Consider the following 16,726-nt stretch of genomic DNA (forward strand, 5'->3'; position numbering starts at 1 on the left):
TACCGCGAGCAACCATCCGCGGCGCCCGGTCGGGGGTCAGGCGACGGTGAAGTCGACCGTGTGCCAGCCGCTCGCGCCGTTCGGCGCCGGGGCGGCGCTCTCCTCGGTCTGCGTCTGTCCGTCGGCGTCGGTCGCGCGCACCCGCACCTGGTGGTCGCCGGAGGTCGCCTCGGGCCAGGCATACGTCCACAGCCGCCAGCGTCCACGGTCGGCTCCTCCAGCAGGGTGGCCTCCTGCCAGTCGCCGTCGTCGACCTGCACCTCGACCCGCTCGATGCCGCGGTGCTGGGCCCAGGCGACCCCGGCGAGGACGACGGCGCCGTCGGCGTCCGGCTCGAGCCGACCCCCCGAGCGCGGCACGTCGATCCGGGAGGCCGTCTTGATCGGGCCCCGGGCCGACCAACCGCGCGGCGTCCAGTACCCCTCGTCCGCGTCGAAGCGGGTCACCTTGAGCTCGGTCACCCACTTGGTCGCCGAGACGTAGCCGTAGAGCCCCGGCACCACCAGCCGCACCGGGTAGCCGTGCTCGGCCGGCAGCGGCTCGCCGTTCATCGCCACCGCGAGCAGCGCGTCGCGGTCGTCGGTCAGCGCCTCGATCGGGGTGCCGGCGGTCCAGCCGTCGGTGCTGCGCGAGAGCACCATGTCGGCCTCCGGCTGCACCCCCGCACGGGCGAGCAGCTCGCGCACCGGCCAGCCGAGCCACCGCGCGTTGCCGACGAGGTCGCCGCCGACCTGGTTCGACACGCAGGTGAGGGTCACGAGTGCTTCGACGTGCTCCTCAGCGAGCAGGTCGGCATACGTGATCTCGACCTCCTGGTCGACCAGACCGGTGACGCGCAGCGTCCACCCGGCCGCGTCGACGCGGGGCACGCGCAGCGCGGTGTCGATGCGATAGAAGTCCTCGTTGTCGACGAGGTATGGCGTGTGCCCGGTGATGTCGCTGGTCGCGCCCCCGGGCACGCTCACCGTCCGGGTCGGCGTGGGCAGACCGAGCGCCTCGGCGGTGCGCTGCACCGCGCGGCCACCCGTGGACAGCACCTGACCCGCGACGACGCCCAGCACACCGAGGCCGGTGAGGCCACCACCGAGGAGCAGGACGCTGCGCCGGGTGGATCCGCTCGCTGGCGCCGCGGACGGGTGGTGCGACGAGCTCGGGCCGCCGTCCCGCACGCCGGCCACCCGGTCGAGCAGCCACAGCAGCACCCGTCCGCCGACCACCACGCCGAGGGCGGTGGGCACGAGGTCGAGCAGACCCGTGGCCGGACGGCTGTAGACGGCCGCCAGCCCCACCAGGCCCACCACCGCGAAGGCGCCGATCCCTGGCCCCCGGCGACGCAGCGCGAGGACGCCGATGAGCGCGCACACGACGGTGAGGGTGATCGCCATGCCGACGCCCAGCGCCAGCTTGTCCGCGGTGCCGAAAGTCTCGATGGCCCAGTCCTTGAGCCACGGCGGTGTGCGGTCGACGAAGGCGCCACCGACGGCCAGCAGGGGCGAGGAGGTCCCGGCCGAGCCCAGCCAGCCGGTCCACACCGCGGCCAGGACCTCGGCCAGACCCAGGGTCAGGGCCCCGGCAGCGATCCCGGCGAGGGCCGCGAGCAGGCCGCGGCCCTGGGGTCGCTGGGTCGAGGTCGGCTCGGGACGGGTCAGCACGGACATACCTCCATGATGCGCGCCCCGAGGCCCGTCCGCGCACCGGAGCCGTGGATCGTCATCGTTTCGTCAGACGTGGCCCGGGGCGACGGGACGCCACCTGGGCAAGGCTCTGCACCGCAGGCAGCACTCTCGAGAGGGGTATGCGGTGCGGAACCTTGCCCTGGTCGGCCCAGGGGAAGATCTCTGGACGCGGCGCGGGCCCCACCTCCGGACGCGGCGCGGGCGCCGACCCCGTGGAGGGGACGACGCCCGCGGCGCGCCGAACAGCCAGACCAGCAGCGAGGCGATCTGCCCCAGCGCCGCCCCCAGCGTGACCGTCGGAGGACTGGCGCTGCAGGAACTTGGCCCTGCCCACCAGCTTGGTGGAGCCCGCCTTCACCAGACGCGCCTCGATCCACGTGACGATGAGGATGATGAGGGCGATCCCGGCCTTCTCGGCCAGCCCCACCCAGTCGCAGTCCCGCCAGGTATCCATCTCTCCTTGGGTCGAAGTCTGCCCGGTCACGGCCCGCCAGATGGCATGGACCTCGCCGCAGGGGAAAAAACCTGACACCAACCTGAGAGCCGAAACCCCCCGAAACATCACTATCTGCCGTGACTGGTGTGGCACTTGGGGCTTTTGAGGTCACTCAGAACTCCCACATCCCTCCTTCCTCAGCCAACGTCGTCGAGCCAGCCCACGCTTCTCCCGCCTGCCGCCGCGCCTCCTTCCGGTCGGCCCAGGGCGGCAGGTGGGTGAGGACGAGCCGGCCCACGCCTCCTGCCCCGGCGACCGCCTGCCCGGCCCGCTCCGGCGTGAGGTGTATGCCCCGCGTCGCCTCCGCGGACTCGAAGCCCGCCTCGACCAGGGCGAGGTCGGCGCCCTGCAGCAGCGGCACCAGAGCCTCGCAGCTGTCGGTGTCACCGGTGTAGGCCAGCACCCGCCCACCCGCCTCGACCCGGAAGCCGAAGGCCGCGACAGGGTGGCGCACGGCATACGGGGTGATGGTGAAGGGTCCGACGCGCACCGCGACCCGGTCGGTGAGCTCACCCCAGGCGATGCCCCGCAGCGGCTCCGCGGCGCGCACCCCGTGCGCCCGGGCCATCCGCTCCGCCACGCCCGGCGGACCCCACACCGGCAAGGCGTCCCTCGCCGGGGTGGGACCGTGCCGGCGCAGCACGTGCAGGCCGGTGAGGTCGAGGCAGTGGTCCGGGTGCAGGTGCGTGAGCAGCACGGCGTCGAGCGCGAGCGGATCGGTATGCCGTTGCAGCGGCCCGAGCGCCCCCGAGCCCAGGTCGAGCAGCACCCGCCACTCCCGGTCGCCGCCGTGCGCGCTGAGGAGGTAGCAGCTCGCGGCGCCGCGCGGCCCCGGCAGCGAGCCGGAGCAGCCGATCACCGTGAGTTTCATGTCCCCATGCTGCCGCACCGATCAGACAGACCCGGACCGCGTGGGCGTCGGCGCTGTTCGTGGCCGCGCTGGCCGCGACCCCGCCTCCGGCGACGTCCGCGACCTCAGCCGGCCGACCGCTCTAGCGGCAGCACCCGGTGCATGATGTCGGCGATGCTCACCAGCCCGACCAGCCGCCCCTCGCCGCGCAGCACCACGAGCTGCTCGCCCGAGCCGCGCATGGTCGTGAGCGCCTCGTAGACCGGCGTCTGCGCCGGCAGCACGAGCGCGGCTCGGGCCAGCGGCTCGGCGCGCTCCTCACCGGAGTGCAGCAGCGTGTCCCGCACGTGGACCACGCGGGGGTCGGTGGTGTCGTCGTCGAGCATGAGGATGCGCTTGTGGCCGGTGCGCGCCGACGCCTCCTGCACCTCGCCGATCGAGGCGCTGGAGCCCACCGCCGCCAGATCGAGCTCCTCCGGCGCCACCTGCGCCAGGGTGAGGTCCTGCAGCTCGAGGGCCTCGGAGATCTGCTCCTGGTAGGTGCTCTCCAGCGCCCCCTCGGCCGCCGACTGCTCGACGAGGACGCGGATCGTCTGCGCGTCCTGCCCGCCGACGGCGGCACGGTCCACCGGGGTGACCCCGCTGGCGGACACCAGGCGGTTGGCGACGGCGTTGACCCAGACCAGCAGTGGCCGGACGACGGTGATGAAGCCGCGCATCGGCAGCGCGATGAGCCGCGCCGCCCGCTCGGGGTGCGCGATCGCCCACGACTTGGGCGCCATCTCGCCGACCACGAGGTGCAGGAAGGTGACGAAGAGCAGGGACAGGCCGAAGGACATACCCCCGGCCAGCCAGCCGGGCAGCCCGAGGTCGGCGAGGATCGGGCCGAGCCAGTAGTCGAGCGCCGGTTTGGTGACCGCGCCGAGGGCGAAGGTGCAGGCCGTGATGCCCAGCTGGGCGCCGGCGAGCATGACGGTGAGCTCGTTCATGCCGCGCAGGGCGGCCCGGGCCGAGGCCGAGTGCTCGGCCTCGTTCTCCAGCCGGCTGCGGCGGGCACCCAGGAGGGCGAACTCGACGATGACGAAGAGCGCGCTCAGCACGATGAGCAGCACCGTGACGAGGGTGACGGTCAGTCCGTTCATCGCTGCTCCTCCTCGCGCCCGGCGGCCTCGGTGTCGTCGTCCATCGACTCCGGGTCCTGCGACAGCGCCCGCTCCACCAGCCGCACTCCCAGCAGGCTGGGCACGTGCCGGTCGATCTCCCGCACCTCGATCTCGACCGACCGGGTGACCCGCTCGTCGAGCACCATCTCGGCGGGGTCCTCGGCGAGGTCGACGACCACGGTCTGGCCGACCTCCGGCAGCGCCCCGAGCTCGGCGATGACCAGGCCCGAGACGGTCTCGTAGTCGCCCTCCGGCAGGTCGTGGCCGAGGGCGCGCTGCAGCTCGTCGACGTGGACGTCGCCGTCCATCCGCCACAGGTGCTCGTCCTCGCCGACGATCCCCTCCGGCACCTCGTCGTCGTGCTCGTCGGTGATCTCGCCGAGCAGCTCCTCGGCCAGGTCCTCCATGGTCAGGACGCCGGCGAAGCCGCCCCACTCGTCCACCACGCAGGCCAGCTGCTGGCCCGAGCTGCTCAGCTCGGCGACCGCGTCCGGCAGCGCCATCAGCGTGGGCACGATGAGCGGCTCCCGCATGATCTGACTGGCGTGCTCGGCGTCGGGGTGCCGGAGCACGTCGACGAGGTTGACCACGCCCACCGGCTGGCCCTCGTCGTCGATGACCGGATAGCGGGTATGCCCGCGCGCCATGAGCTCCCGCAGCTCACCGACCGGGGTGGCGGGGGCGATGGTGTCGACCCGCGAGCGCGGCATCTGGGCGTGCTCGACGTCCTGGTCGGGGAAGTCCAGGATCCGGTCGAGCAGCACCGACAGCTCGGCCGGCAGGTCGCCGCTGTCGCGAGAGTCGGCGACGATCCGCTCGAGGTCCTCCGCGGTCGCCGTGGTGTCGAGGTCGTGGATGGGCTCTATCCCCACCAGCCGCAGCAACGCGTTGGCCGACCAGTCGAAGACCTTGATGAGCCAGCCGAAGACGGCGAGGTAGATGAGGGTCGACCGGGCGAGCGCGCGGGCGAGCGGGCCGGCGTTGGCGATGGCGAGGTTCTTGGGGTAGAGCTCGCCGAAGATCATCTGGACGACGGTCGCGATGGCCAGCGCCGCCACCGTGCCGACGGTGATGCTCAGCGCTTCCGGCACGCCCGTGCCCCCGAGGATGACCGACAGGCCGCGCCCGACGAGGGGCTCGGCGACATACCCGACGAGCAGGCCGGTGACCGTGATGCCGAGCTGGGCGCCGGAGAGCATGAAGGAGGTGCGGCGGGTCACCCGCAGCGCACGCTCGGCGGCCTCGTCCCCGCTCTCGGCCTCTGCCGCGAGCCGCAGCCGGTCCACCGACATGTAGGCGAACTCCTGGGCCACGAAGTAGCCGTTGGCCGCGATGATGACGGCGATGGCGAGCATGCCGACGAGCAGCAGCAGGATGGCGGTCGTCACGAGAGCACCGCCGTGGTCGGGGCGGGCAGGGACGGGCCGTCAGGACAGCCAGGGGGCATGGAACCGTTCTTCGGTGCGAGGGTCGGGGCGAGGATCCAGGATACGTGAGCGCAGCGAAGCGAGCCGCCCCGGTCAGGGGAGCAGCATCCCCCGCAGCGCGAAGAAGAACAGCGCCGAGAGCAGCCCCGCCACCGGGACGGTGATGACCCAGGCGGAGGCGATCTTGAGGATGTGCGAGCGGCGGACCAGCTGGCGCTTGAGCGCCTTGCGCAGCTTCTTGCCCTGGGCGGCGGTGATGACGGCCTCCGGGCCCATCTCCTGCAGCGTGTCCAGCATCCGCCGCTTGTCCTCGGGCCGCGCCTCGCGGAAGGCCTCGAGCATCCCCTCGACCTTGGCGAAGTCGGTGTCGTCGCGGTGGGCGCGGAGCACCTTCTCGATCGCCCGGTTCATCCGGTCGTCGAGGAACTCCCGGAGGAAGCCGACGCCGAAGATCCCGCCGAGCGCGACGTGGGTCGAGCTCACCGGCAGGCCGAGCTGGCTGGCGACGATGACCGTGACGGCGGCGGCCAGCGCGATGCAGAAGGCCCGGGAGCGGTCCAGGTCGGTGATCTCGGAGCCGACGGTGCGGATGAGGCGGGGGCCGAAGAGGGCCAGACCCACCGAGATGCCGACGGCACCGATGACGAGGACCCAGAGCGGTATGCCGGCCTCACCCCCGGCCGCTCCCCCGTCGAGCACCTCGACGATGCCGGCCAGCGGCCCGACCGCGTTGGCGACGTCGTTGGCGCCGTGCGCGAAGCTCAGCAGCGCCGCGGCGCAGATCAACGGGATCGTGAAGAGGCTGTTGACCCCCTCGGTGTCCTGCGTGAGCCCGGGCGCGGCGCGGATGACCATGGGGCGGACGACGGCATACGTGATGACGGCGATCACCAGCCCCCCGAGCAGCGCGACCGGGAAGGAGATGCTGACCAGGTTGGACAGGCCCTTGAGCGCCAGGTAGGTGGTGAACGCCCAGGCCATGACTGCGATGAGCAGCGGCACCACCCGGGTGGCGGCGTCGACGGGCTCGTCGCGGAAGAGCACGGTGCGCTTGAGGAGATAGAGCGTGCCGGCCGCGATGAGACCCCCCACGAGCGGCGAGATCACCCAGCTCATGGCGATCGAGCCCATGACGTCCCAGTTGACGATCGCCCAGCCGGAGGAGGCCACGCCGCCGCCGAGCACCCCGCCGACGATGGCGTGGGTGGTCGAGACCGGGGCCCCCATGAAGGTCGCGATGTTGAGCCAGAGCGCCGCCCCCAGCAGCGAGCCCAGCATCACCCAGACGAAGATCTGCGGGTCGCCGATGCTGTCCGGATCGATGATGCCGTTCTTCACCGTGTCGACGACGTCGCCGCCGGCGATGATCGCCCCCGCCGCCTCGAAGACGGCCGCGATCCCGATCGCGGTCGCCATCGTCATCGCCATCGACCCGACCGCGGGGCCGACGTTGTTGGCGACGTCGTTGGCACCGATGTTGAGCGCCATGTAGCCACCGATGACCGCCGCCGCGATGAGCAGGTATGCCTGCTCCACGTGACCGAAGGCCGCGCCGGTGAAGACGATCACGCCGACGATGAAGAGGATGGCGACGCCGATCCGCCCCACCTCTCCGGCGGTGCTCCTGGTGGCCTTCTCCACGGGCCGGAAGTCCACCTGGGTCACCAGTCACCTGCTCTCGCCTGTCGTGCGGTCGAACGTCCGGTGAACACTAACCCACCGTGGTGCGCGGCGGTGGGGTCACGCCGAGCCACCGGGCAGAGACCACCGGCCAGAATGATGTAGTCTTACATCATGCAACGGACGCAGATCTCCCTCACGGCAGAGGACCGGCGCCTGCTCGACGCCGCAGCCGCCCGCACCGGCCTGTCGCTGTCCCGCCTGATCCGCGATGCGGTGAACCAGACCTACGGTGCGGGCCGCGACGCCGACGACGACCTCGCGGCCATCGCCTCGGCCAGCGGTGCATGGGTCGGCCGCGACGTCGACGGCGCGACTACGTCGAGACGCTGCGCTCCGGGTCTCGGCTGCGCGAGAAGGCATGACCGCGCTCGTCGACACCTCCGTGCTCATCGACACGCTGCGCGGTGACGCTGCCGCGACCTCGCTGCTGCTGTCCTGCCGCCGGGCCGGACCGGTTCATGCCAGCGAGATCACGCGAGCCGAGGTGCTCTGCGGGATGCGCCCTCGCGAGCGGCGGGCCACCGAGAGCCTTCTCTCCACCCTCACCTGGCACCCCCTCGACGCCGGCCTCGCAGAGCTGGCTGGGGATCTCGGGCGTCGCTGGCTGCCCAGCCACCGCGGCATCGACACCGCCGATCTCGTCATCGCCGCCACGGCGGTGCACCTCGAGGTCCCGCTGCTGACGCGCAACGTCAAGCACTTCCCCATGTTCCCTGACCTCGCGGCGCCCTACTGAGCGGCGAGCCGCTCGTCGGCCCGCCCCACGAAGGCGCGGTGCACCTGCTCCACCTCCGGCCCGAGGAACCGGCGCGCGAGGTAGTGGAAGCCGTCCGGGTCCCCGGTCGTGAGCCACTGGTGCACCGGCTCGTTGTCCTGCGCCGCGAGCAGCCCGGAGTCGGTGAGCACCCGGAAGAGGTCGGCCGCGGTCGCCGCCGCGGACGAGACGAGCTGGACCTGCTCGCCGAGGACGTACTGCAGCGCCTGCGTCAGCAGCGGGTAGTGCGTGCACCCCAGGATGAGGGTGTCGACGTCGCGCTCCTGCAGCGGCGCGAGGTAGTCGCGCGCCACCTCGATCACCTCCGGACCGCTCGTCACCCCCGCCTCGACCAGCTCGACGAAGCGCGGGCAGGCCTGGCTCGCGACGTGCACCGAGGGCGGGGCCGCGACGAAGGAGTCGAGGTAGGCCCGTGACTGGTGCGTCGCAGCCGTCGAGATCACCCCGATCTGCCCGTTGCGGGTCACCGCCATCGCGCGCCGCACGGCGGGTCGGATGACCTCGACGACGGGGACGGCATACCGCTCCCGGGCGTCGGCGAGCACCGCAGCGGACGCGCTGTTGCACGCGATGACCAGCGCCTTCACCCCGTGCTCGACGAGCCGGTCCAGGCACTCGAGGGAGAACTCGCGGACCTGCGCGATGGGGCGCGGCCCGTAGGGGGTGCGCGCGGTGTCGCCGAGGTAGAGCACCGACTCGTGCGGCAGCTGGTCCAGCACCTCGCGGGCGACCGTGAGCCCGCCGAAGCCGGAGTCGAAGACCCCGATGGGCGCCTCGGTCATGATCGACGCCCGATCATCGGACCGGGTCCACGACGTCCAGTTCGGCGAAACGGCCGAAATCGGTGTCGTGCGTCGCGACCGCAGCACCTTCGATGAAGGCGTGGGCGGCGATCTGGGCGTCCGTGGTCAGCGCCGCGGCCGTGCCGACACCCGTCAGGACCTCGAGCGTGCGGCCGAGGTGTTCTCTCCCGCTTTCCAGGATCTGGACGCCTGGCTGAGCGAGCCACGACTCGACGACGGCCTGCGCCTGCTGGACGCTGAAGGGTCGGGTGAGCACTCGACGGCTGGTCGCGATGCGGATGAAGCCGAACACCACGACGGGCGCCAGGCCCACTGGCCGGCCCGCCGACAAGGTCTCCTCCCACCACGTACGGGCTCGGTCGTGCTCCGGGAAGGCATCGACGTGCGCATAGAGGAGGACATTGACATCGGGGACGATCATCGGTGGCGCTTGTCCACGATCGTCTCGTCCTCCAGCTCGTCGGCGAGCTGGTTGAGTCGTGCTGGGTCGACCCCGACCACCAGCTCGCTGTGGTGCACGTCGACGCGATAGGGACGGGGAGCCTGCGCTGGTCGAAGGGCCTGCCGCAGGGCGTCGTTGACGACGCTCTTCATGGAGGTCCGCCGGTCATGGACGGCCTGCTCGAGCAGCCGGACCACGTCCGCGTCCAGGGTCAGCGTGGTCCTCATGAAGACATCATGATGCATCGTGCGTGTGGCATCAAGATGCGTCGCCAGCCACGAAGGGGTTGGCGAGCGTCCCGATGCCCTCGATCTCCACCTCGCACCGCTGCCCGGCGGTGATCAGACCGACCCCCGCGGGCGTGCCGGTGAGGATGACGTCGCCCGGCAGCAGCGTGAAGGCGGCCGAGGCGTGCGCGATGACCTCACCGATGCCGAAGTGCATGTCGGCGGTCGTGCCGTCCTGGCGCACCTCCTCGTCGACCGTGCAGGAGATCCGCAGGTCGGAGGTGTCGAGGTCGGTCTCGAGCCACGGCCCCAGCGGGGTGAAGGTGTCCATCCCCTTGGCGCGCGCCCACTGCCCGTCGCCGCGCTGCAGGTCGCGCGCGGTGACGTCGTTGGCGCAGGTGTAGCCGAAGACCACCGACTTGGCGTCCTCCGCCGCGACGTCCTTGCACATCCGCCCGATGACGACGGCGAGCTCGGCCTCGTAGGAGATCTCGGTCGCGAAAGGGGGGATGACGACCGGGTCGCCGGGGCCGCACACCGAGGTGTTGGGGATGAAGAACATCATCGGCTCGGCGGGCAGCTCGTTGCCCATCTCGCGCGCGTGGTCGGCGTAGTTGCGGCCCACGGCGACCACCTTGCTGCGCGGGATGACCGGCGCCAGCAGCCGCACGTCGGCGACGTCGACGGTCTCGCCGGTCAGGTCGATCCTGGTGTAGAGCGGGTCGCCGGAGATCTCGGCGATCCGCTCCCCGGCCCCGTCGACGAGGCCGAAGCGGGGGTCGTCACCGTCGGTGAAGCGGCAGATACGCATACCGCCAGGGTATGCCGTGCCGCGCCACCGTCCGAGCGCGGCGTCAGTGGCCACCCGAGCCGGTGAGCTGCAGGCCGACGATGCCGCCGACGATGGCGACCAGGCAGATCACCCGGGCCACCGAGACCGGCTCACCCAGGGCGAGGATCCCCCAGAGCGCGGTGCCGACGACACCGATCCCCACCCAGACGGCATACCCCGTGCCGAGCGGGATGGTCCGCAGCGACCAGCCGAGCCCGATCATGCTCACGGCGAGCGCGACGCCGAAGAGCACGCTGGGCCACAGCTTGGTGAAGCCGTCCGAGGCGGTGAGGGCCGCGGCCCAGACGCTCTCGAGGACACCGGACAGGATGAGGACGATCCAGGAGATGGCCACCATGATGACGCCCTCCTCGGGCGCGCCACGTCGTCGTCGGAGCCGGGTACGACGTGCCTCGTCCGGGGAACCGCCCACCGCGGGCGTCCACGTCAAGAATCTCACACGGGCGACGATCGGGGCCAGCTCCGCGCGCCCTCGCGGCACCGGGTCGGCGCTAGGCTGGGCCGCCGTGCCGACCCCCACCACCGACCTCCAGCTCCTCGAGGCAGAGGTATGGCGGGCGCGCGCCACCGCGCACGCGGAAGCCGTGGACGCGCTGACCGCCGGCCGCCTCGCCCGCCAGGTGGAGGGGCGGACCCACCCCGTCGACGACTTCCTCTGGGAGTACTACGCCTTCCGCCCGGCGCAGCTCGCGCGCTGGCACCCCGGGCCGGGCGTCGGGCTCGCCGACGCCCACGAGCGCGCGGCGTGGAGCGGCTATCTCGTCGACGGGAGCGGGACGGCATACCTCGACGTGGCCGGCTTCGTGCGCCGACGGGGCCGGACCGTCGGCTTCGTCCGCGACCTGCTGACCGCGACGCTGTCCCGGCCGGGACGCTTCGGCTGCTTCGGGCTGCACGAGTGGGCGATGGTCTACCGCGCCGACGAGACGAGGCACGACTGGCCGCTGCGGCTGGGGCGCGAGGGCACCGACGCGGTGGTCGAGGGCCACCAGGTCGCGTGCTCGCACTTCGACGCCTACCGCTTCTTCACCCCGGACGCCGCCCCGCGCAACGCGCTGCGCCCGACCCGGGAGAGCCAGGTCGAGCACGAGCAGCCGGGCTGCCTGCACGCGGGGATGGACGTCTACAAGTGGTGCTTCAAGCTCGCCCCCGCGGTGCCCAGCGACCTCACCCTCGACGCCTTCCTGCTCGCCCGGGACATCCGCGAGCTCGACATGCGGGCGGCGCCCTACGACCTGCGCGCGCTGGGCTACGCGCCGGTGCGGATCGAGACGACCGAGGGCAAGCGCGAGTATGCCGAGGCGCAGCGCGCCTTCGCCCGCCGGTCGAACGCGCTGCGCCAGCGGCTGCTGGACGTGCTCGACGGGCTCGGACCGGAGCTGGGCTGAGGTGCGCCGAGGCGACGGTCCGGTGACCGAGGTCCACTCCCTCGCGCTCAGACGAGCTGGTAGAGCCAGCCGTGCCGGTCCTCGGCGCGACCGTACTGGATGTCGAGCAGCTCGGCGCGCAGGTCCTCGGTGAGCTTGTGCTCCTCCGGCATGTCGAGCTCGCCGCCGCTCCACGCCAGCCGCCCGACCGGCGTGATGACGGCCGCCGTGCCGCAGGCGAAGACCTCGGTGATCTCCCCCGAGGCGACCCCGTCGCGCCACTCGTCGAGGGTGAAGCGGCGCTCCTCCACCTGGTGGCCGCGCTCGCGGAGCAGGTCGAGCAGCGAGGAGCGGGTCACCCCCGGGAGGATCGTGCCGGTGAGCTCGGGGGTGACGACCCGGCCGTCGGCATACAGGAAGAAGAGGTTCATCCCGCCGAGCTCCTCGACGTAGCGGTGCTCCACCGCGTCGAGGAAGACCACCTGGTCGCAGCCGTGCTCGATGCCCTCGGCCTGGCTCGCGAGGGACGCGGCGTAGTTGCCGCCGCACTTGGCCGCCCCGGTGCCTCCCGCTGCGGCGCGGACGTACTGGTCGCTGACCCACAGGCTGACCGGCTTGAGCCCGCCGGAGAAGTAGGCGCCGGCCGGGGAGGCGATGACGCTGAAGAGATAGCGGTTGCTGGGTCGCACCCCCAGCGCCTCCTCGGTGGCGATCATGAAGGGCCGCAGGTAGAGCGACATCTCACCCGCGTCGGCGCCCGGGACCCAGGCCTCGTCGAGGCTGACCAGCTCCTTGATCGCGTCGAGGAAGAGCGTCGGCGGCAGCTCGGGCATGGCCAGGCGGCGTGCCGAGCTGTTGAAGCGCTCGGCGTTGCGCTCGGGCCGGAAGGTCCAGACCGTGCCGTCCTCGTGCCGGTAGGCCTTCATCCCCTCGAAGATCTCCTGCGCGTAGTGGAAGACCGCGGCCGAGGGGTCCAGCGGGATCGGCCCGTAGGGCACCACCCGGGCGTCGTGCCAGCCCTGCTCCCGGTCCCACTCGACCATCACCATGTGCTCGGAGAACAGGCTGCCGAAGCCGGGGTTGCGCAGCAGCTCGGCGATCTCCTCGGGCGAGCGACGGTCGCTCACCTCGGTGACCGCGAAGGACGGGGACGACGCTGTCTGGGTCATGGGCGTCAGGGTATCCACCTGACGAGGCGTCACCGCCAGCGGCAAGGTTGACGCAGCGTCACGCTGGACCGCTGACCTCCGGGTATGCCTGATCCCACGCCGCCCGCACGAAGGTGCTTCGTCGTGCGCCGAAGCATGTGTCGCACGCGTGCTTCTGGGCACGCCTGCGTCCCCAGGAGACGCACGACGCCGCGCACAAGCATCGTCGGCTCCGTCACGCATACCCCCTCGGGCCCTGGGCACACAGCCGGACCCAGCAGGCCCGGCACGCACTCGTAGGCTAGGCGCCGTGACGACCCTCGACCCGGACAGCGCCGACCTGACCCTGCTCCAGGACCGCCAGGTGGCTGTGCTGGGCTTCGACGCCGTCGCCGCGGCGCACGCGCTCAACCTGCGCGACAGCGGGGTCGACGTCTGGGTCGGCACCGACCCGGAGAGCCGGCTGGCGGCCCGCGCCGAGATCGAGGGCCTGCCGGTCGTCCCGCCGCAGGAGGCGGTGCAGCGGTGCGACATCATGCTGGTGCCCGGCGGGGCGCGCGGTGAGCAGGACATCGACACCGTGCAACGGCTCGTGCGAGAGCACACCGAGCCCGGCGACCTGGTCGTCGTCACCGGCGCGGACGCCGTGCACAGCGGCCGGCTGACCGTCCCCGCGGGCGTGGACCTCGCCATGCTCCGCACCATCGGCGACGGCGACCGGGTGCGCGAGGAGTACCTCGACGGTCGCGGCTGCCCCGCCATGGTGGCGGTCGAGCACGACCGCAGCGGCGCGGCCTGGGCCACGCTGACCGCCTACGCCGCCGCCATGGGTGCGCTGCGCTCGGGCGCCGTCGTCACGACGGTCGAGCACGAGGCCCTGGCCATGGAGGCTGCCCGCGAGCGCGTCCAGACGCCGTTGCAGGAGGCCCTGGAGTCCGCCTACGACGAGCTGGCGGCACGCGGCGTCGAGCCGGAGGTGGCCTATGTCGCGCTGGTCCACGAGCTCAAGACGCACGTCGACCAGATCTACTCCGCCGGCTTCGCCAGCCACCACGGTCCCTCGGGGCAAGCAGCCGGCGAATCGGCAGCGACCTCCCGCCGGGAGGCGCCGCCGGAGCCACCCGCTCGAGCGCGCCGGTCGCGCGGTGCGGCAGATGACCAGCTGGTTGCGCTGAGGCCCCCACCTCGGTCAGCGCAGGAAGAGCGTCCGCAGCCGCAGCGTCGTCAGCACCAGCCCGACCACCGTCATCCCCACGAAGTAGCCGGCGTGCACCACGGTGGAGGTGTCGAGATAGCCCACCGAGAGTGCCCGCATGAGCTCCACCCCGTGCCACAGCGGCATCGCCATGATGAGCCACTGGATCCACTCCGGGTAGATCGCGATGGGGTAGAGCGTCGCGGAGAAGAGGAACATCGGCAGCAGCCCGAAGTTGACGAGGTCCATCTGCTGGAACGTCGTCAGATAGCTCGTGACCGCCATGCCGAAGGCGGCGAAGCCGAGGGCGATGACCAGCGCCGCCGGCACCATGAGCAGCGCCCACCACGACGTCACCAGGCCGAGCACGGCGATGACCCCGAGGAAGCCCAGGGCGTAGAGCAGACCGCGGAAGAGCGCCATGAGGATCTCCCCGAGCGCCACGTCCAACGGCCCCAGCGAGGTCTGCAGCATCGCCTGGTAGAGCTTGGACAGCCGCAGCTTGAAGAAGACGTTCCAGGTGGAGTCGTAGACCGCCCCGTTCATCGCCGAGGTCGCGAGCAGCGCCGGGGCGATGTAGGCGGCATACTCGACCGGCTCCCCGCCCGGCCCGCTGACCTCGCCGACCAGCGCACCCATCCCCAGCCCCATCGCGAGCAGGTAGAGCACCGGCTCGAAGAAGCCGGAGACGAGGATGACGCCGTTCTGGTTGCGGATCACCCTGGCGTTGCGCTCCACGACCGAGCGCACGTTGCCCGAGGACAGCGACGCGAGCACCGGTATGCCCGTCCGCACCCTCGCCGCGACCTCGCGAGGACCGCCGGTCGCCGTGCTCACGAGCGCAACCTGCGCGTGTAGTTCCGCACGCCCCACCACAGGCCGAGCGCGGAGCAGGTGAGCAGGAACAGCAGGTGGACCGCGGCCTGCAGCGGCGGCAGGTCGGCACCGTAGGACGCCCAGCGGGCCAGCTCGGTGCCGTGCCACACGGGGGAGATCCAGCCGATCCAGTGCAGGTAGCCCGGCATCGCCGAGAGCGGGAAGAAGGTGCCGGAGAAGAGGAACATCGGCATGACGACGAAACGCTGGATCAGCGAGAACTGGAAGCCGTCGTCCAGGGTCGCGGCATACGCCTGGAGCGGTGCGCCGAAGGCGGCCGCCGCGAGCATGCCGACCGGCACCACCAGGACCGACTGCACCCACCCCGCCGGCGCGGCGCCGAAGGCGAGCATCACCAGCCAGAAGATGAGGCCCTGCGCCAGGAAGCGCAGCATCACCGCGGTGAAGTGGCCCAGCGCCACCTGGCTCGGCTCCAGCGGCGAGGCGACGGGCCCGTAGTAGAGCCGGTTCCACTTGAAGCCGCTCATGACGGGAAACGTCATCTCCGCCGAGACCGACATGACGACGGTCGAGACGAGCAGCGCGGGGGCGACGAAGACGAGGTAGTCCACGCCCGCCACCGACCCGACGCCGCGGTCGACGAGCGCCCCCAGGCCCACCCCGAGGGCGATCATGTAGAGCAGCGGCTGGGCCACGGCATACAGGGCGATGGGCAGCGCGAAGGCGCGCATGCCCCGCAGCACGGTCTCGGCGTAGAACCAGATGCCGCAGCGTCGCGCCCGCGCCGCCATCTCGGTGTGGGCGGGGGCACCCCCGACGCCGGTCGTGACCAGGGCGTTGTCGACCTCACTCAACGAGCGACCTCCCGGTGAGCCGGAGGAAGACGTCCTCCAGCGAGGACCGACGCACCAGCGAGGTCGTGGGGTGCAGACCCCGGCCCGTGACCTCCTCCAGCGCCGCCTCGCCGTCCGGGGCGTAGACGAGGATGCGGTCGGGCAGCACCTCGTGGCGCTCCCCCACCCCGTCCAGCTGCTGCACCACGGCGGCGTTGCGGGCCGACCCGAAGCGCAGCTCGAGCACCTCCCGCGTCGAGTGCTCGCGGATGAGCTGAGCCGGCGAGCCGTGCGCCACGATGCGCCCGTGGTCGACCACGACCAGCCGGTCGCACAGCTGCTCCGCCTCGTCCATGAAGTGCGTGGTCACGACCAGCGTGGTGCCGGACTCCTTGAGCCGGAAGAGACGGTCCCACAGCACGTGCCGGGCCTGCGGGTCCAGACCGGTGGTCGGCTCGTCCAGGAGCAGGATGCGCGGCTCGTTGACGAGGCCGCGGGCGATGGTCAGCCGTCGCTTCATGCCGCCGGACAGGTTGACCACCTTCTCCTGGGCCTTGGCCTCCAGCTGGGCGAAGGCCAGCAGTTCGTCGGCCTTCGCCGCGAGGAAGGACCGGGGCAGCCCGAAGTAGCGGCCGTACATCACGATGTTCTCCCGGACCCGCAGTTCCTCGTCCAGGTTGTCCTGCTGCGGGACCACCCCCAGATGGGCCCGGACCGCCGGGCCCCGGACGCCGGGATCCAGGCCCAGCACGTCCAAGGACCCGCTCGTGCGGTCCAGGGTGCCCCCGATCATCCTCATGGTCGTGGACTTGCCGGCGCCGTTGGGACCGAGCAACCCAAAGCTCTCCCCCGCCTCGACCTCCAGGTCGATCCCGTCGACGGCGTGGACGTCGCCGTAGGTCTTGCGCAGCCCCCGGGCCGTGATCACTGCTGGCACGACGACCCACCCTA

17 protein-coding genes, 2 pseudogenes and 1 riboswitch are annotated in these 16,726 nt (G+C 71.9%); of the genes and pseudogenes, 4 read left to right on the forward strand and 15 right to left on the reverse strand.

What is annotated here, in order from left to right; translation table 11 throughout:
- Positions 1-36: 36 nt before the first annotated feature.
- The 6 genes and pseudogenes from BJF80_RS00725 to BJF80_RS00750 form a co-directional block, all read right to left on the reverse strand.
- Positions 37-1,658: pseudogene (locus BJF80_RS00725) on the reverse strand (molybdopterin-dependent oxidoreductase).
- 52 nt (positions 1,659-1,710) lie between these two features.
- Positions 1,711-2,130, reverse strand: a complete 420-nt coding sequence (locus tag BJF80_RS00730; protein ID WP_075810834.1) for a hypothetical protein — start codon at positions 2,128-2,130, stop codon at positions 1,711-1,713.
- Positions 2,131-2,284: 154 nt separating this feature from the next.
- A complete protein-coding gene (locus BJF80_RS00735; protein WP_075810835.1) occupies positions 2,285-3,043 on the reverse strand; it encodes an MBL fold metallo-hydrolase in 759 nt (252 codons plus the stop codon).
- Between the two features lie 104 nt (positions 3,044-3,147).
- Positions 3,148-4,164, reverse strand: a complete 1,017-nt coding sequence (locus tag BJF80_RS00740) for a CNNM domain-containing protein (RefSeq protein WP_075810836.1) — start codon at positions 4,162-4,164, stop codon at positions 3,148-3,150.
- Positions 4,161-5,573 carry a hemolysin family protein gene (locus BJF80_RS00745; protein WP_075810837.1) on the reverse strand — a complete coding sequence of 471 codons (1,413 nt, stop codon included), beginning with the start codon at positions 5,571-5,573 and terminating at the stop codon, positions 4,161-4,163. The genes BJF80_RS00740 and BJF80_RS00745 overlap by 4 nt, the downstream gene beginning before the upstream one ends.
- A gap of 132 nt (positions 5,574-5,705) precedes the next feature.
- A complete protein-coding gene (locus BJF80_RS00750; protein WP_143553923.1) occupies positions 5,706-7,277 on the reverse strand; it encodes an inorganic phosphate transporter in 1,572 nt (523 codons plus the stop codon).
- A 129-nt stretch (positions 7,278-7,406) separates the two neighbouring features.
- On the opposite strand from BJF80_RS00750, the gene BJF80_RS21380 reads away from it, so the two are divergent.
- The gene (locus tag BJF80_RS21380; RefSeq protein WP_075810838.1) at positions 7,407-7,703 is read left to right on the forward strand and encodes a ribbon-helix-helix protein, CopG family; all 297 of its coding nucleotides are present in this window, start codon (positions 7,407-7,409) and stop codon (positions 7,701-7,703) included.
- Complete coding sequence (locus tag BJF80_RS00760; protein ID WP_075810839.1) at positions 7,654-8,031, forward strand: type II toxin-antitoxin system VapC family toxin; 378 nt, start codon at positions 7,654-7,656, stop codon at positions 8,029-8,031. Before BJF80_RS21380 ends, BJF80_RS00760 begins: the two co-directional genes overlap by 50 nt.
- Here BJF80_RS00760 and murI read toward each other — a convergent pair.
- From murI to BJF80_RS00785, 5 genes are read right to left on the reverse strand one after another with little or no spacing between them, the layout of a single operon-like run.
- Positions 8,025-8,852 carry a glutamate racemase gene (murI, locus tag BJF80_RS00765; protein WP_022924334.1) on the reverse strand — a complete coding sequence of 276 codons (828 nt, stop codon included), beginning with the start codon at positions 8,850-8,852 and terminating at the stop codon, positions 8,025-8,027. The genes BJF80_RS00760 and murI overlap by 7 nt on opposite strands.
- 13 nt (positions 8,853-8,865) lie before the next feature.
- Positions 8,866-9,294, reverse strand: a complete 429-nt coding sequence (locus tag BJF80_RS00770) for a TA system VapC family ribonuclease toxin (RefSeq protein ID WP_075810840.1) — start codon at positions 9,292-9,294, stop codon at positions 8,866-8,868.
- A complete protein-coding gene (locus BJF80_RS00775; protein WP_022924336.1) occupies positions 9,291-9,542 on the reverse strand; it encodes an antitoxin in 252 nt (83 codons plus the stop codon). Before BJF80_RS00775 ends, BJF80_RS00770 begins: the two co-directional genes overlap by 4 nt.
- A gap of 31 nt (positions 9,543-9,573) precedes the next feature.
- A complete protein-coding gene (locus BJF80_RS00780) occupies positions 9,574-10,353 on the reverse strand; it encodes a fumarylacetoacetate hydrolase family protein (protein ID WP_075810841.1) in 780 nt (259 codons plus the stop codon).
- A 43-nt stretch (positions 10,354-10,396) separates the two neighbouring features.
- Positions 10,397-10,732, reverse strand: coding sequence for a DMT family transporter (locus tag BJF80_RS00785; protein WP_414899262.1), 336 nt, complete (start codon positions 10,730-10,732; stop codon positions 10,397-10,399).
- A gap of 21 nt (positions 10,733-10,753) precedes the next feature.
- Positions 10,754-10,820: riboswitch (guanidine-III (ykkC-III) riboswitch) on the reverse strand.
- A gap of 81 nt (positions 10,821-10,901) precedes the next feature.
- Between BJF80_RS00785 and BJF80_RS00790 the strand changes: the two genes are divergently transcribed.
- The gene (locus BJF80_RS00790) at positions 10,902-11,783 is read left to right on the forward strand and encodes a 3-methyladenine DNA glycosylase (protein ID WP_075810842.1); all 882 of its coding nucleotides are present in this window, start codon (positions 10,902-10,904) and stop codon (positions 11,781-11,783) included.
- A 47-nt stretch (positions 11,784-11,830) separates the two neighbouring features.
- Here the strand turns inward: BJF80_RS00790 and BJF80_RS00795 are convergent, their stop codons facing one another.
- Positions 11,831-12,931 carry a branched-chain amino acid aminotransferase gene (locus tag BJF80_RS00795; RefSeq protein WP_075810843.1) on the reverse strand — a complete coding sequence of 367 codons (1,101 nt, stop codon included), beginning with the start codon at positions 12,929-12,931 and terminating at the stop codon, positions 11,831-11,833.
- Between the two features lie 349 nt (positions 12,932-13,280).
- On the opposite strand from BJF80_RS00795, the pseudogene BJF80_RS21385 reads away from it, so the two are divergent.
- Positions 13,281-13,697, forward strand: a pseudogene (locus BJF80_RS21385) (ketol-acid reductoisomerase); the annotation flags it as partial.
- A 402-nt stretch (positions 13,698-14,099) separates the two neighbouring features.
- Here the strand turns inward: BJF80_RS21385 and BJF80_RS00805 are convergent.
- The 3 genes from BJF80_RS00805 to BJF80_RS00815 are packed head-to-tail and all read right to left on the reverse strand — an operon-like array spanning position 14,100 to position 16,712.
- Positions 14,100-14,942: an ABC transporter permease gene (locus tag BJF80_RS00805; protein WP_414899263.1), complete on the reverse strand. Its 843-nt coding sequence runs from the start codon at positions 14,940-14,942 to the stop codon at positions 14,100-14,102.
- Positions 14,939-15,796, reverse strand: coding sequence for an ABC transporter permease (locus BJF80_RS00810; RefSeq protein WP_075810844.1), 858 nt, complete (start codon positions 15,794-15,796; stop codon positions 14,939-14,941). The genes BJF80_RS00805 and BJF80_RS00810 overlap by 4 nt, the downstream gene beginning before the upstream one ends.
- Positions 15,789-16,712, reverse strand: coding sequence for an ABC transporter ATP-binding protein (locus BJF80_RS00815; protein WP_083673370.1), 924 nt, complete (start codon positions 16,710-16,712; stop codon positions 15,789-15,791). Before BJF80_RS00815 ends, BJF80_RS00810 begins: the two co-directional genes overlap by 8 nt.
- Positions 16,713-16,726 lie beyond the last annotated feature (14 nt).

This window comes from Serinicoccus sp. CUA-874, from assembly GCF_001942225.1.
GTDB lineage: Bacteria > Actinomycetota > Actinomycetes > Actinomycetales > Dermatophilaceae > Ornithinicoccus > Ornithinicoccus marinus.

Bases quoted from the DNA above. Each gene is read 5' to 3' on its own strand.
- BJF80_RS00760 (WP_075810839.1), top strand. From the start codon at position 7,654: ATGACCGCGCTCGTCGACACCTCCGTGCTCATCGACACGCTGCGCGGT.
- BJF80_RS00730 (WP_075810834.1), bottom strand. From the start codon at position 2,130: ATGGATACCTGGCGGGACTGCGACTGGGTGGGGCTGGCCGAGAAGGCC.
- BJF80_RS00740 (WP_075810836.1), bottom strand. From the start codon at position 4,164: ATGAACGGACTGACCGTCACCCTCGTCACGGTGCTGCTCATCGTGCTG.
- BJF80_RS21380 (WP_075810838.1), top strand. From the start codon at position 7,407: ATGCAACGGACGCAGATCTCCCTCACGGCAGAGGACCGGCGCCTGCTC.
- BJF80_RS00770 (WP_075810840.1), bottom strand. From the start codon at position 9,294: ATGATCGTCCCCGATGTCAATGTCCTCCTCTATGCGCACGTCGATGCC.
- murI (WP_022924334.1), bottom strand. From the start codon at position 8,852: ATGACCGAGGCGCCCATCGGGGTCTTCGACTCCGGCTTCGGCGGGCTC.
- BJF80_RS00795 (WP_075810843.1), bottom strand. From the start codon at position 12,931: ATGACCCAGACAGCGTCGTCCCCGTCCTTCGCGGTCACCGAGGTGAGC.
- BJF80_RS00785 (WP_414899262.1), bottom strand. From the start codon at position 10,732: ATGGTGGCCATCTCCTGGATCGTCCTCATCCTGTCCGGTGTCCTCGAG.
- BJF80_RS00780 (WP_075810841.1), bottom strand. From the start codon at position 10,353: ATGCGTATCTGCCGCTTCACCGACGGTGACGACCCCCGCTTCGGCCTC.
- BJF80_RS00775 (WP_022924336.1), bottom strand. From the start codon at position 9,542: ATGAGGACCACGCTGACCCTGGACGCGGACGTGGTCCGGCTGCTCGAG.
- BJF80_RS00735 (WP_075810835.1), bottom strand. From the start codon at position 3,043: ATGAAACTCACGGTGATCGGCTGCTCCGGCTCGCTGCCGGGGCCGCGC.